This is a genomic window from Microvirga sp. ACRRW (assembly GCF_022346925.1).
Lineage (GTDB): Bacteria > Pseudomonadota > Alphaproteobacteria > Rhizobiales > Beijerinckiaceae > Microvirga.
The window spans coordinates 23607-37502 of the sequence record NZ_JAKRNJ010000002.1; the positions used below are offsets into that span (position 1 = coordinate 23607).

Annotated in this window: 15 protein-coding genes; 7 read left to right on the forward strand and 8 right to left on the reverse strand. The window is 62.1% G+C overall.

All coding sequences use genetic code 11. The annotated features are described in order from the left end of the window. Positions 1-3 precede the first annotated feature (3 nt). A complete protein-coding gene (locus MHY87_RS04420; protein WP_239349823.1) occupies positions 4-1167 on the forward strand; it encodes an iron-containing alcohol dehydrogenase in 1164 nt (387 codons plus the stop codon). Between the two features lie 59 nt (positions 1168-1226). Here MHY87_RS04420 and MHY87_RS04425 read toward each other — a convergent pair whose 3' ends face one another. Next, complete coding sequence (locus tag MHY87_RS04425; RefSeq protein WP_239349825.1) at positions 1227-1922, reverse strand: SH3 domain-containing protein; 696 nt, start codon at positions 1920-1922, stop codon at positions 1227-1229. Positions 1923-1989: 67 nt separating this feature from the next. Between MHY87_RS04425 and MHY87_RS04430 the strand changes: the two genes are divergently transcribed. Beyond that, entirely contained in the window at positions 1990-2337 is a 348-nt protein-coding gene (locus tag MHY87_RS04430; protein WP_239349827.1) for a cupin domain-containing protein, read from the forward strand. A 59-nt stretch (positions 2338-2396) separates the two neighbouring features. Here the strand turns inward: MHY87_RS04430 and MHY87_RS04435 are convergent, their stop codons facing one another. Further along, on the reverse strand, positions 2397-2999 hold the full coding sequence (locus MHY87_RS04435) for an NADPH-dependent FMN reductase (protein ID WP_239349829.1): 603 nt from the start codon (positions 2997-2999) through the stop codon (positions 2397-2399). 103 nt (positions 3000-3102) lie between these two features. On the opposite strand from MHY87_RS04435, the gene MHY87_RS04440 reads away from it, so the two are divergent. Continuing rightward, positions 3103-3495, forward strand: coding sequence for a helix-turn-helix domain-containing protein (locus MHY87_RS04440; RefSeq protein WP_239349831.1), 393 nt, complete (start codon positions 3103-3105; stop codon positions 3493-3495). On the opposite strand, the gene aac(3) is transcribed toward MHY87_RS04440, so the two are convergent. Together aac(3) and MHY87_RS04450 are read right to left on the reverse strand one after the other, a co-directional pair. Next, on the reverse strand, positions 3492-4307 hold the full coding sequence (gene aac(3), locus MHY87_RS04445) for an aminoglycoside 3-N-acetyltransferase (RefSeq protein WP_239349833.1): 816 nt from the start codon (positions 4305-4307) through the stop codon (positions 3492-3494). The genes MHY87_RS04440 and aac(3) overlap by 4 nt on opposite strands. A gap of 60 nt (positions 4308-4367) precedes the next feature. Continuing rightward, the gene (locus MHY87_RS04450) at positions 4368-5027 is read right to left on the reverse strand and encodes an HAD family phosphatase (protein ID WP_239349835.1); all 660 of its coding nucleotides are present in this window, start codon (positions 5025-5027) and stop codon (positions 4368-4370) included. Between the two features lie 130 nt (positions 5028-5157). Here MHY87_RS04450 and MHY87_RS04455 point away from each other — a divergent pair, with 130 nt between their 5' ends. Further along, complete coding sequence (locus MHY87_RS04455; RefSeq protein ID WP_239349837.1) at positions 5158-5967, forward strand: potassium channel family protein; 810 nt, start codon at positions 5158-5160, stop codon at positions 5965-5967. A gap of 3 nt (positions 5968-5970) precedes the next feature. Here the strand turns inward: MHY87_RS04455 and MHY87_RS04460 are convergent, their stop codons facing one another. The 4 genes from MHY87_RS04460 to MHY87_RS04475 form a co-directional block, all read right to left on the reverse strand. Next, complete coding sequence (locus MHY87_RS04460; protein WP_239350686.1) at positions 5971-7077, reverse strand: ABC transporter ATP-binding protein; 1107 nt, start codon at positions 7075-7077, stop codon at positions 5971-5973. A 5-nt stretch (positions 7078-7082) separates the two neighbouring features. After that, positions 7083-9272, reverse strand: coding sequence for an iron ABC transporter permease (locus tag MHY87_RS04465; RefSeq protein WP_239349839.1), 2190 nt, complete (start codon positions 9270-9272; stop codon positions 7083-7085). A 118-nt stretch (positions 9273-9390) separates the two neighbouring features. Then, positions 9391-10437, reverse strand: a complete 1047-nt coding sequence (locus tag MHY87_RS04470) for an ABC transporter substrate-binding protein (protein WP_239349841.1) — start codon at positions 10435-10437, stop codon at positions 9391-9393. 139 nt (positions 10438-10576) lie between these two features. Beyond that, entirely contained in the window at positions 10577-11371 is a 795-nt protein-coding gene (locus MHY87_RS04475; RefSeq protein ID WP_239349843.1) for an inositol monophosphatase family protein, read from the reverse strand. Positions 11372-11568: 197 nt separating this feature from the next. On the opposite strand from MHY87_RS04475, the gene MHY87_RS04480 reads away from it, so the two are divergent. From MHY87_RS04480 to MHY87_RS04490, 3 genes are all read left to right on the forward strand, one after another. After that, positions 11569-12024, forward strand: coding sequence for an NUDIX hydrolase (locus tag MHY87_RS04480; protein WP_239349845.1), 456 nt, complete (start codon positions 11569-11571; stop codon positions 12022-12024). Between the two features lie 110 nt (positions 12025-12134). After that, the gene (locus MHY87_RS04485) at positions 12135-13307 is read left to right on the forward strand and encodes a zinc-dependent alcohol dehydrogenase (RefSeq protein ID WP_239349847.1); all 1173 of its coding nucleotides are present in this window, start codon (positions 12135-12137) and stop codon (positions 13305-13307) included. An 11-nt stretch (positions 13308-13318) separates the two neighbouring features. Continuing rightward, positions 13319-13894 carry a cyclase dehydrase gene (locus MHY87_RS04490; protein ID WP_239349849.1) on the forward strand — a complete coding sequence of 192 codons (576 nt, stop codon included), beginning with the start codon at positions 13319-13321 and terminating at the stop codon, positions 13892-13894. Positions 13895-13896: the final 2 nt, after the last annotated feature.

Sequence of the window (13896 nt, forward strand, 5' to 3'; positions counted from 1 at the left end):
ATCATGACCACGTCTCCCCGCTCCAACTGGAATTACCCCACCGCCGTGCGCTTCGGCGCAGGCCGCATCTCCGAACTTGCGGAAGCCTGCAAATCGGTCGGCCTCCAGGCCCCGCTCATCGTCACCGATCCGTTCCTGGCAACGCAGCCGATGACGAAGGCGGCGCTCGATCAGCTTCTTTCCGCTGGTCTGAAAGCCGCAATCTTCTCGGACATCAAGCCGAACCCGGTGGAAACGAATGTCTATAAGGGCCTTGAGGTTCTGCGCGCCGGCAAGCACGACGGCGTCGTCGCCTTCGGCGGCGGCTCGGCGCTCGACGCAGGCAAGGTCATCGCCTTCATGGCGGGCCAGACGCGCCCCATGTGGGATTTCGAGGATATCGGCGATTGGTGGACCCGCGCGGACCCGAAAGGAATCCAGCCGATCATCGCCGTGCCGACGACAGCAGGCACGGGCTCGGAAGTAGGCCGCGCGGGCGTGATCACGCAGGAAGCCACGCACACCAAGAAGGTGATCTTCCATCCGCTCATGATGCCGAAGATCGTGATCTGCGATCCGGAACTGACGGTCGGCATGCCGCCTCACATCACGGCGGGCACGGGCCTCGATGCGCTCGCGCACTGCATCGAAGCCTATTGCGCGCCCGGCTATCACCCGATGGCGGACGGCATCGCGGTGGAAGGCATCCGCCTCGTGAAGGAATACCTGCCGCGCGCCTATAAGGACGGCAAGGACATCGAAGCGCGCGCGCAGCTGATGTCGGCCGCTGCCATGGGCGCCACCGCGTTCCAGAAGGGTCTCGGTGCGATCCACGCGCTCTCGCATCCGACCGGCGCGCTCTACGACACGCATCACGGCCTCACCAATGCGGTCTTCATGCCGTATGTGCTGGTCTATAACCGCAAGGCCATCGAAGAGCGCATCGTGCGGCTTGCCGCCTATATCGGCCTCGAGCCGTCGTTCCAGGCGTTCCTCGATTGGGTGCTGAAGCTGCGCAAGGATCTCGGCGTGCCGCACACGCTGGAAGGCCTGAAGGTGGATAGCGCCCGCTTCGACGAGATGTCGGAGATGGCGCCTAACGATCCCACCGCCGGCGGCAACCCGGTGCCGATCACCAAGGAGAGCGCCCGCAAGCTCTTCGAGGATGCGCTGACTGGTCGGCTTTGATGACGAAACCGTTGTGAAACGTGTCAAAAGGGAGAGGTCTGCCTCTCCCTTTTTCTTTTCTATTTCGGTGAAACGAGCTTACCGGCGCGCTCCTCGACGGCGCTGGGATTACCGCCGCATGTGGTGACTTGATTGGCGCAGGCTCCATTCGCCCATCCGCGTGCCTTTCTCCCGTCGGGTGTTTCCAGGTCCACTTCGACGAAGGAGCCGCTGCAGCGGTGAGCGCGCTTGATGATGACGGAATCCGGACCCCAGCTCGACTCTGCATCCTGCGCGGAGGTGAGTTCCATGATGGTGCGGGCATTCATATGAGGCTCTGCGCGAAGCAGGGGATCCTCCACAGAGAAACTCACCAGACCGGCGGCGATCCAGCCGGGGCCCTTGAAGAGAAGTTTCTCGTCTCGCTCATATCCTCTCCAAATCGCCTGACGGATGAGAAGCCAGCCGTCAGTAGAGCCGATGACCTGAAACTCAGGCCCGATCTCTGTACCTGCTTCCGCGCGCTTCTGGGGAATAGTGCCGATGACCGGAGCATTGCGTGAAGGTGCTGCCCTGATGTTCGTGCCCTTCGGATCGCTGTCGTCGGAATAGGCATTGAGCCAGCACAGGTTGACGCCGGTGCGGAAGCCGGTGGCCTGGGCCGCGGCGGCGGGAATTTCTGCCGGTTCCAGAAGTCTCCACTGCTTGGCCTCTGCAATTGCAGGCGTGAGGAGAAGCAGGGCGAGGGCCAGTGTGCGCCGGTTGAAAACAGACATTCGCTCTTCCGCGTAACGGGCCGTGAGGAATATGATATTATTCTTCTGGAAGAAATGGGAAAGCAGGATGAGCACAAGCTCCAACAGCGATATTCAAGTGACGCTCGCCCAGGCGGCCGCACGGCTTTCCCCTGACAATCCGTTCAACATCGTATTCGACCGGGGCGACGATATTTCGGTCGAGCTTTACGCGCCTGTCGGCATCGACAAGCAGCAGCCGCATGAGCGGGACGAGCTTTACATCATCGCCTCGGGTCACGGCACGTTCAGCCGCGGCAAGGAACTCATCACTTTCGAGGCTGGCGATCTTCTTTACGTTCCGGCCTATGTCCCGCACCGCTTCGAGACCTTCTCGGAGGACTTCAAGACGTGGGTGGTCTTTTATGGTCCGAAGCGGGAGAGGCCTGCCGCATAAAACAAAGGCACCGCTGTTCGTCACAGCGATGCCCTTTGGAGGTTGACGTCGACGGTCGCTTAAGCAGCCTCGGCCTTGCGCGCCAGTGACGCTTTGTGCTTGGCGCGCACACTCTTCAAGGACTCTGCCCACACATGCAGCTCGTCCAGCATCGTGGCGGCCGAGGTCTTGTAGATGTCGGGTGCGTTGAGCTTTCCGTTCTCCAGGTGCTGGAACACCATCGGCATCGGCACGCCTTCCGTGATCGGCATGACCTTGAAGGTGGTGAGGATCTGCTTCGTCATCTGCACGGCGCGAAGGCCACCGGAGATGCCGCCATAGCTCACGAAGCCGGCGGGGGTGTATTGCCACTCGCTCACGAGATAGTTCAGCGCATTGAGCAGCGACGGCGGAGGGCCGAAATTGTACTCGGGCGTCACGAACACGAAGGCATCGGCCTCGGCCACGCTCTCGCTCCAGGCCTTGGTGTGGGCGTGACGATAGTTGCGCAGGCGCGGGTGCTCAGGCTCGTCGAAGATCGGCAGGTTGAAATCGGCGAGGTCCACCAGAGTGGCGTCGAACTTACCGTGCTCGGCCGCGAAATCATTGAACCATTGCCCGATGCTGGGGCCAATGCGGCCCGGACGGGTGCTGGCAACGATCGTGTGAAGCTTGAGCGTCATGAAGACTCCTGAATTTGCAAAACAAGGGACCTATCCTTAAGTTCCCTTTTGTAACCGAGGCTCATTAAGTAACTTCTCGGGGATTGCGCAAGGAGGCACTTTGATGTCACCCAGTCACATTCATGTGCCCACCAACTGCCACACGGTGACGGAGATCCTCTCCCGCGTGGGCGACAAGTGGAGTGTCCAGGTCGTCGTGCGGCTTGGCGAAGGGCCTAAGCGATTCAATGAGTTACGCCGCATGGTCGAGGGTGTCTCTCAGCGGATGCTGACGCTCACCTTGCGCGGATTGGAGCGTGACGGGCTCGTGACCCGCACGGTTTATCCCACCATTCCGCCACGGGTGGAGTATCAGCTCACAGGGCTGGGTTGCAGCCTGCTCAAGACTGTTCGGGCCTTGGGCGCCTGGGCCATCGAGAACCGGGACGAAATCCTGGAAGCGCGACGGCGATTCGACGAGGGAGGTGATCCTGCGCCTCAATCCGACGCAGCCTAGGGGGCTGCGTTGCGTTCTATCCAATCGACGGCAAAGGCGCATATGGAAGCCGCCTCGACCAGTACCGATGGAGCCGAGCCGACAACATCCCGGCTCCCTCGGCCGCTTGCGAGGAACTCGCTCACGATCGTGGCGAAGTAATCCTCGGTAAGCCCTGGCGCGACTGGATCTGACGTATCGAATTCCTCCACCATCCGCCAATGCACGCTGCCTGTTGCAGCAAAAGGCACCTCATAGCGGCGAATGCGCTTGTTCGGCACCCGTGCCAAGTGTTCAGCATGGTGAAGCAATGTCATCGTATCGAGCGGCGCGCCGACCATCAGCACTTTGCCGCGTGCCTCGATCAGCTTGGCGAAGGGCGAGCCTTCGCCATAGCCATAATCGAGAGGATGGTCTGAGGTCAGCCACTCGGCCTGCGCACCAATCGCTGCCACCGATGCGCCCGGATTGCCGCTACGCCGGGCGCCGGGGGTGGTACGAATGAATTCGGCCAAGACGCCATGGTCACGAATGGCGCGGGATGAGGCCGCATCGAAGGGCGGGATGTGCTCGCGCCATTGGGGCGGAACGCGCCCCTGCTCGTCCAGCAATTCGTCGTAGCGGGCATCCCAATCCACATAGGCCATCAGCGTACCCTCTGGGCCAACGGCATCAAGGAGCGCGCCGATCAGGGCGTCGGGGCCGTTGAGCAAGGGGCCGACCTGACGCATGGCGGCATGCACCATCACCATATCGCCGTGACGGATTCCAAGGCGCTTCAGGTCATCGCGCAGGGATGCACGCGTGCGAAATTGAAACTCGGGCGTCTGCATTCCGCCAGGGTCATCGGGGCAGAGCGGGGTGTCAAGAATTCCGGTTGATGGTGCGTGGCGTCAGGCGGCGCTTTTCTGCTTCAGCAGGTCCCACAGGTCGGCATCATGGAAGTCGGTGAGCGCGGCATCGGCGCCCACAGCCAACATTTCCTCAGCGCTGAGGCCGGTCAGCACGCCGAAGGAATAGATCCCAGCGCTCTTGGCGGCCTTCATGCCCGACGGCGAATCCTCGAAGGCGATGGCTTCCTCGGCCCGCACCCCGAGGCGTTCGAGCGCGGTGAGATAGGGCAGGGGATCGGGCTTGCCGCGCGCCACCTGATCAATGGTGACCTGGATGGGGAAGCGCTCCGTGAGGCCCAGCACATCGAGCATGTGCTCCGCATTGAGGCGGGGCGCATTGGTGACGAGCGCGATCTTGATGCCGCGTGCTTCGGCCCAATCGAGAAGGGCGATCAGTCCGTCCAAAGGCTTGAGGTCGAGGGCCATGCGGCGGAAGGTGGCTTCCTTCTCCTCGGCGAAGGTCACATGCTCCTCGACGCTGCGATGGGGCAGGAGGGTCGCGAAGATCAACTCGTTCGTGCGGCCGATGATCGTGGAGCGGTAGACGTCGTCGTCGATGACGACGCCCTCAGGGCTCAGGACTTCGATAAAAGCCTTCATGTGGACAGGGTCGCTGTGAACCAGGGTGCCGTCCATGTCGAAAATCAAAGCCTTGAGCATGCGTCCGTCTCTTCAAGTGTCAGCGTGGCTCTGAGGTACGCTATTTCGGCTCACAATGCACCCCGTTGGAATTGCAAGGCTGCCTTCTAGTTATTGAGAGGGTCAACCTCGAGAAAGCACCGTTTCGACCATGCTAGACGCCTCTTCCCGCCAAGCTGACGGACAATCCCGCTGGCCCTTGGTCGAGAAGCTCAGGTTTCTCTACGAAGGCGATGCGCCCGAGGCCTACCGCTTCCGCTACGGCCTTCTCGTCTTCGACGTCCTGACCATTCTGTTTATCGTCGCTTCGTCATTCCTGCCACGCTACCGCGCCATGGAATGGGTTGATGTGGTGATAGGCCTGTTGGTGCTGGGTGACTTCCTGGCGCGGCTCGCGATCAGCCGCAACCGATGGCGGGATCTGGCTCATCCCGTCACCATCGCCGATATAGCGTCCATCGTATCCTTCCTCGCTCCCGTGGTGGGGGAGGGCATCGGCTTCCTGCGCATTCTGCGCACGCTTCGGCTGTTGCGAACCTATCACCTTCTGTCGCGGCTCAGGGCCGACAGCACGTTCTTCAAGCGCAACGAGGAACTGATCATCGCAGCGGTCAATCTCGGCGTGTTCATCTTCATCATGACCGGCTTCGTCTATGAGACGCAGCGGTGGACCAATGCCGAGATCGGCAACTATATCGATGCGCTCTATTTCACCATCGCGGCCCTCACCACGACAGGCTTCGGCGACATCACGCTGACCGGAACGCTCGGCCACCTGATTTCCGTGGTCATCATGATCTTCGGCGTAACGCTTTTCCTGCGTCTCGTGCAGGTGCTGCTGCGGCCCCATAAAGTGAAACATCCCTGCCCGGTCTGCGGATTGCAGCGCCATGACAGGGATGCGGTTCATTGCAAGGCTTGCGGGACGACCCTCAACATTCCGGATGAGGGCGCCGTATAAGGATCAGGCTCCGGGAACGATCGCGATACCGCGCTGCGTCGCGAAGGAAATCGCGATCGGCGTGCCCGGCGCAATCGGGTCCTTGCGGCCGTACTGAACCACGAACAGATCGCCGATGGGGCTCTCCACTTCGTATTCCACCTGCGTGCCGAGATAGGACGCTTTCTTCACCGTTCCCATGATCTTGCCGGGAGCAGCGGCAGCATCGTCCAGCATGATCGCATCGGGACGCACGGCGAGCTTCACCGGGCCTTGGCTCGCGCCGCGGCGCGGGAGTTGAACGTTCACGCCGCCGATCAGCACATTCGCCGTCGCGCCCGCTCCATCCACCACCTCGCCGGTGACGATGTTGGCGTCGCCGATGAAGTCCGCGACGAACAGATCCGCCGGCTCTTCATAAAGCTCGCGCGGCGTTCCTGTCTGGGCGATGCGCGCGTTCGACATCACGATGATGCGGTCGGAGACGGCGAGCGCCTCCTCCTGGTCGTGGGTGACGTAGGCCACCGTGAGGTTCAGGCTCTGCTGCAGCTCGCGAATGTCCTCGCGCACGCGGCGGCGCAGCTTGGCGTCGAGGTTGGAGAGCGGCTCGTCGAACAGAAGCACCTGCGGCTCCAGCACGAGGGCGCGCGCCACGGCGACACGCTGCTGCTGACCGCCGGAAAGCTCGGACGGGGAGCGCTTCTCGAGGCCCTTCAGGCCGATGATCTCGAGCTTCTCCATCGCCATTGCGTTGGCGTCCTTCTTCGAGACGCCCTGCACCGTCGGACCGTACGCCACGTTCTCCAGCACCGACATGTGCGGGAAGAGCGCGTAGGACTGGAACACCATGCTCACGTCGCGGTCGGCGGCGGAGAGGTGGGTCACATCGCGGCCGCCGATCAGGATCTGGCCTTCGCTGGCCATTTCGAGACCCGCGATCATGCGAAGCGTCGTGGTCTTGCCGCAGCCGGAAGGGCCGAGCAGGGTCACGAGCTTGCCGGGCTCAATGGTGAAGGACACGTTGTCCACGGCCGTGACGTCGCCGTAGCGTTTCGTCACGTTGCGGAATTCGACCGATGCCGCCTGCTTCTTGGACAGCGAGGAGCGGGACAGGGAGCTGAGTGAGGTCATCTGGTTCATGGAATGGCTGGAGCGGCAACGGGGCTGGCTGAAGTGCTGGCGGAGCGGCGTCCGAGACGCCGCTCGCCGACGGCAAGCTGGATCGCGAGGATCGCAACCAGCATGACGACGATGAGCACGGTGGAATAGGCGATGGCGAGGCCGAACTCGCCTGCTTCGACACGGCCGACGATGTAGGTCGTCGCCATGTTGTATTCGGCGGTGACCAGGAAGATCACGGCGCTGACGGCGGTCATCGCACGCACGAAGGAATAGACCAGCGAGGCGACGATGGCGGGACGCAGCAGCGGCAGCACCACGCGGCGCATGGTGGTGGCCGAGCGTGCGCCCAATGTCAGCGAGGCTTCGTCCAAGCTCTTGTCGATCTGGCTGAGCGTCGCGATGCCGGAGCGCACGCCCACGGGCATGTTGCGGAACACGAAGCACATGACGAGCACGAAGCCTGTGCCGGTGATCTCGATCGGCGGCACGTTGAAGGCGAGGATGTAGGACACGCCCACCACGGTGCCGGGGATGGCGAAGCTGAGGAGCGTGCCGAACTCGAAGGAACGCTGGCCCGAGAAGCGCTGACGGGTGAGCAGGTAAGCCGTCAGCAGGCCGATGGCTGCGGTCAGCGGCGCCGCGAGGGCCGCGACCTTTACCGTGGCGAAGAACGAATCCCACGCCGAACCGGAGAAGAAGAAGCCGTGATCCGTGTTCTCGACGCGGAAGGCGGTGAGGAAATGCTCGACGGTCGGCGTGTAATCGCGGCCCATGGAGCGCACGAAGGCGCCGACCAGGATGATTACGTAAACGGCGACCGTGAACAGGGCCCACGGAATGGCGGTGAAATACGAGGCCATCGCCACGCGGCGGGGGAGGGGCAGCGGAATGCCCGCATCGCCCTTGCCGGTCACGGTGGTGTAGACCTTCTTGCCGAGCCAGGCGTGCTGCAGCCAAAACGCGCCGAGCGTGAAGGCGAGCAGGATGATGGACAGCACTGCCGCTCGTCCTTGATCCTGCTGTGCGCCGACGACGGCGAAGAAGATCTTGGTGGAGAGCACCTCGAAATTGCCGCCGAGAACGAGCGGGTTGCCGAAGTCCGCGAGGCTCTCAACAAAGCCGAGGAGGAAGGCGTTGGCGAGGCCTGGGCGCATCAGCGGCAGAGTCACGGTGAGGAACGTCGTCCAGCTCTTGGCGCGAAGGGTTTGCGAGGCTTCCTCAAGCGTCGGGCTGATGCCCTGCACCACGCCGATGAGCACGAGGAAGGCGATGGGCGTGAATGCGAGAAGCTGCGCGATGAAGACGCCGGGCAGGCCGTAGATCCAGCGCGAGCGCGGAACGCCGAACCACTCCCACAGCACGGAGGAGAGCGCGCCCGAGCGGCCGAAGATTAGAATGAGCGCAAGGCCGATCACGAAGGGCGGCGTGATGATGGGCAGAACGCTCATCACGCGCAGCAGCTTCTTGTACTTGAACGCCGTGCGCGTGGCGATGAGCGCGAAGGCAAGGCCGAGCGCAGTGGTGCCGAAGGCGACGAGCAGGCCCAGAAACAGGGTGTTCCAGGCGACGCCGCAGCGCAGGTCGCTGGTGAGGCAGTCGAGACCCCAGATCGACTTGTCCATGAACTTCGTCACGAACTCGACGGGAGCGAAGTCACCGTTGTTGTCGGCGAAGGCGCTGGCGAGGATGGTTGAGACGGGGAAGAAAACGAAGACGATGATGAGCGCGACGACGATGCCGATGGAGGAGGTGACGAAGGCGTCGCCCCGGCACCAGCCGCGCGCGGCAAGTCCATGGCAGAGAATGATGAGGAATGCGGTGGCGGTGAGCGCCGCGCCATAGCCCATGCCGGCCTGGCTCGGTCCGTTGCTGCCGCTGAGCGCTTTCAGAATGTCGAGGGTCCAGCCGTTGAGGCCGATAGTGAAGCCCTGCAGAACGATGAGTCCGAGGCCCAGCAGGCCGGATGCGATCAGCCAGGTGCTGTTATCACTGCGCGTCGGGAGGGCCGCAGGACGCAGGCTTATCAGCAGAGGCAGGAGAACGGGCAGAAGCCACCAGGCTCCCCTCAAGCCGTGAACGAGAGCCGATCCGCCGACGATGTAGTCGGTGATGGTCGGAACGGCTGTGCGGTCGAAACCGTACCAGGGCAGGAGGGCAAAGCCGACCCAACCCAGAACGATCCAGCCAAGGGTTGCCCGTGACATGTCTGTTCTCGCGTAAACGTCAATGCGGGACGCCAGCGGCTCCCGCCTTCAAGACCAAATTTTAGAAGAAATGAGTGCCGGCGAAGCGCTCGAGGCTTCGCCGGCACGATAGATGAACCTACTTCGGCAGGTTCTTGACCTCGTTGTCCCACTTGGACAGGAGGCGCTTACGCTCTTCCGACGAGCCATACTTCGCGAAGTCGAAGTTGATCAGCTTCACGTCGCTCAGCTTGGGAGCCTGCGGCGGGATCGGCGTGCTCTTGTTCGACGGCACCTGATAGGACTTGGCTTCGGCACCGAGCTTCTGTGCGTTGGCGGTCAGAGCCCAATCGTAGAACTTCTGAGCGCTCTCGAGGTTCTTCGCGCCCTTGATGATCGACATGGAGCCGATCTCGTAGCCCGTGCCTTCGCAGGGAGCCACGACCTTGATCGGAGCCTTGTCGACGACCATCGTCACGATGTCGTGCATGAAGGCGATGCCGGCGGTGGTTTCACCCTGCGCCATGGCCTTTGCGGGAGCGGCACCCGACTTGGTGTACTGGTTGATGTTCTTGTGCAGGGCCTTCATGTACTCGAAGCCCTTGTCCTCACCCATGATCTGCACGATGGATGCGAGCAGGGTATAGGCCGTGCCGGACGAGTTCGGATCGGCAACCTGCACTTCGCCCTTCAGCTCGGGCTTCAGGAGGTCGGCCCAGCACTTCAGATCGCCGGTCTTGTTCGAGGCGGCGAGTTCGGTGTTGTAGCCGAAGCCCAGCGCGCCCGAATAGATGCCGACGGTGCGCTTCTTGGACTGCTCCCACTGGCGCACGGCCCAATCCTGCAGCTCGTTCATTTTCGGCGAGGTGTATTCCACCGTCAGGCCTTCTTCAGCGGCCTGCATGTGGGGGTCGCCCGTGCCGCCCCACCAGATGTCTGCGCGCGGGTTCGCGGCTTCTGCCTTCACCTGGGCGAACACTTCGCCCGCGCTCTTGCGGGTCATGGAGACCTTCACGCCGGTCTCACGCTCGAAGGCGGTGACCATGGCGCGGCACCATTCTTCCTGCACGCCGCAATACATCACGAGCGCGCCCTGAGCCTGCGCGGCTCCGGCCGACAGGAACGACAGAGCTGTCATGGAGCCCGCCAGCATGGTGGCGGCAACGAGGTTCTTCTTAAGTTTCACAGTTTTCCTCCCATAGAGATGTTGTGTTGTTGTTTTTGTTGGTCGGCTAAGCTCCCCTCAATGGAGCGCCCGGTCAAGTGCCCTGCCGACAATGTGAAAATGAATCTTTAGAATAATGCCCTGACGTCATGGCTTAACGTCAGGGTTCCTTGGCGATTCCTGTGGCTGCGATGAGCTTTTCGGCCAGCTCCGGCGTGCAGCCCATAACGGGATTGCCGCTTCGTAAGCCGTCCTTGCCGAGGAAGTTGTTGGTCCAGCCGCCGGCCTCCTCGATGAGAAGCAGCGCGGCCAAGGCATCCCAGGAATTGATGTGCAACTCGCAATAGGCATCGATCCGCCCGTCCGCCACATAGGCGAGGCCCAGGGTGCCGGAGCCCGCGCGGCGCACGTTCGCACCGCCCGCCTTCAGCTTCTCGACAGCATCGATGTAGGGCTTTGCCGGCAGGCGGGAGGACCAGCCGGCCTCCACCGTCGCCTGTCGCATGTCTGCGAGGCCGCTTACCTTGATCGGCTCGCCGTTGAGGAGAGCGCCGCGTCCACGCTGGGCGGTGTAGAGCTCCGCCTGCATCACGTTATAAACGACGCCGATCTCGGTGCGCCCGTCGCGCACGAAGGCAATCGAGATGGCGAAATGCGGGATGCCGCGGGCGAAATTCGCAGTGCCGTCAATGGGATCGACGACCCAAACGTCACGCTCGAAGGAACCGCCGCCTTCTTCGCCAAAGAAGGAATCCTCGGGGAAGAGGCCGTTCAGGCGGCGCCGGATCAGCTCTTCGACTTCCGCGTCGGTCGCGGTCAGGAAGTCCTGGGGGCCCTTCATGTCCGGACGCTGGGAACGGGGGCGCTCCAGGAAGCGCTTGCGCGCCAGCACTCCTGCCTCGCGTGCGATGGCGCAGGCGGCGGCAAATCTCAAGTCCAGGCTGTCGGTCGTCATGGCGTTAGGGCGTTCCTCAAGGATCAAAAAGGCGGCTGTTTTGTTGTCAGACATTCATAAAGGATCGGGACAATAGAGAACATCGCATGCGGTTGACGCTAAGGAGATTTCTCTAAGTCCTTTAAAATTGATCCTTTATTAGCCGGCTCAGATCAACTACGTTACAAACTATCCACATTAAATCATACTCTCGTCGAATGTCCCGGACGCCAAAAGAAGAACTCAACCAGGTTGCTGCACTCCCTTTCCGCATCAAGAACGGCAGGATCGAGGTTCTCCTCGTCACGTCCCGCGAAACCAAACGCTGGCTGATTCCGAAGGGCTGGCCCATGAAGGGCAAGAAGCCCCACAAGGCCGCGGCCCAGGAGGCCGAGGAAGAGGCGGGCGTGAAGGGCGAGATCAAGCAGAAGCCCCTAGGTTATTACGATTACTGGAAACGGCGCGCCGCGCATTTCGATCTCTGCCGGGTCAACGTGTATCCCCTGGAAGTCTCCAAGCAGCTCAAGTCCTGGCGGGAGAAGGGGGAGCGCGATGCGCAGTGGTTCGAGGTCGAGGAGGCGGCTCATCAGGTTCTGGAACCAGCCCTCGCGGAACTCATCCGCAGCCTGCCGCACTATGTCGGACATGTTCCTTCTTCTGAGGTAGCGGCCTGAAATTTGCGGGCCTTAAGGGAACGCAACGCTCTTCAAGAAGTCTTTCCTCATATCAAGACGGCCATGCCGCGCAGCTTGGCCGCTTTCAGGCATGTTGGAAGGAGATTTCGATGAAGGCGCTTGTTTGGCATGGCACCACGGATATCCGTTGCGACTCCGTCCCCGATCCTCAGATCGAGCATCCGCGCGATGCGATCATCAAGGTGACGAGCTGTGCCATCTGCGGCTCCGATCTTCATCTTTACGATCATTTCATGCCCGGCATGAAGAGCGGCGACATCATGGGCCACGAGACCATGGGCGAAGTGGTCGAGGTCGGCTCCGAGACCAAAGGCAAGCTGAAGGTGGGCGACCGCGTCGTCATTCCCTTCACCATCATCTGCGGCGAATGCGAGCAGTGCAAGCGCGGCAACTTCTCCGTCTGCGAGCGCACCAACCGCAACGGTCACATCGCGGCGAAAGCCTTCGGTCATTCCACGGCAGGCCTTTTCGGTTACACGCATCTCACCGGCGGTTATCCCGGCGGACAGGCGGAATATCTGCGCGTCCCATTCGCCGATACCACGCATATCAAAGTGCCGGACGGCATTCCGGACGAGAAGCTGCTCTTCCTGAGCGACATCTTCCCCACAGGATGGCAGGCCGCCGTGCAATGCGACATCCAGCCGGATGACACAGTGGCGATCTGGGGTGCGGGCCCCGTCGGACAGATGGCGATCCGCAGCGCCATCCTGCTCGGTGCAAAGCAGGTGGTGGTGATCGACCGCGTGCCTGAGCGGCTCGCCATGGCTGAAGCCGGCGGCGCGATCACCATCAATTTCGATGTGGAGAGCGTCATCGAGCGTCTGAACGAACTCACCAACGGCAAGGGCCCGGAGAAATGCATCGATGCCGTCGGCATGGAAGCGCATGCCGCAGGAACCGTCGATGCCATGTATGATCGCGTGAAGCAGGCGACGATGATGGAGACGGATCGTCCGCATGTGCTGCGTGAGATGGCCTATGTCTGCCGTCCCGCGGGCGTTCTCTCCGTTCCCGGTGTTTATGGTGGGCTTCTCGACAAGATTCCGTTTGGCGCGATCATGAACAAAGGGCTCACGATCCGCACCGGCCAGACGCATGTGAACCGCTGGACCGGCGATCTCCTGCGCCGCATCGAGGACGGCCAGATCGATCCGTCCTTCGTGATCACGCACACGGTCGGGCTCGAAGAAGGGCCGGACATGTACAAGATTTTCCGCGACAAGCAGGACGGCTGCATCAAGGTCGTTCTCAAGCCCTAGAAGGTGATGTCATGCGCTACGAAACGGAACGAACCCGTCGGCAGGGTCACGCCGACACGGCAACCGATACTCTTGCCCGGGGGCTTGGCATCTTCTCGATTGCTCTCGGCATCATGGAAGTTGCGGCGCCGCGCACGCTTGCGCGTGCGCTCGGCATGAAAGGGCAGGAGGGGCTGATCGCAGGTTACGGTCTGCGCGAGATCGCCACGGGCGTCGGCATTCTCGCCTCGAAAGATCCGACGCCGTGGATCTGGGGGCGCGTCGCGGGCGACGCCCTTGATCTAGCAACCCTTGCGACTGCTCTCGAAGGCAAGAATCCGAAGAAGGAGAATGTGGGCATCGCCATGGCGGCGGTGGCAGGCGTGACGGCGCTCGACGTTTATTGCGCGCAGACGCTGAGCCGTGAGAGCCCGCATCCTCTGCCTCCACTTCAAGACTACTCGGACCGCACCGGATTCCCGCGCGGGATCGAGCGTTCGCGGGGAGCCGCGAGCGATTTCGAGGTGCCGCAGGACTTCCGCACGCCTGAAGCCTTGCGGCCCTACACGCAGCCCGACTTGTCGCAGCGCCCGATGCCCTCCATGTGAGA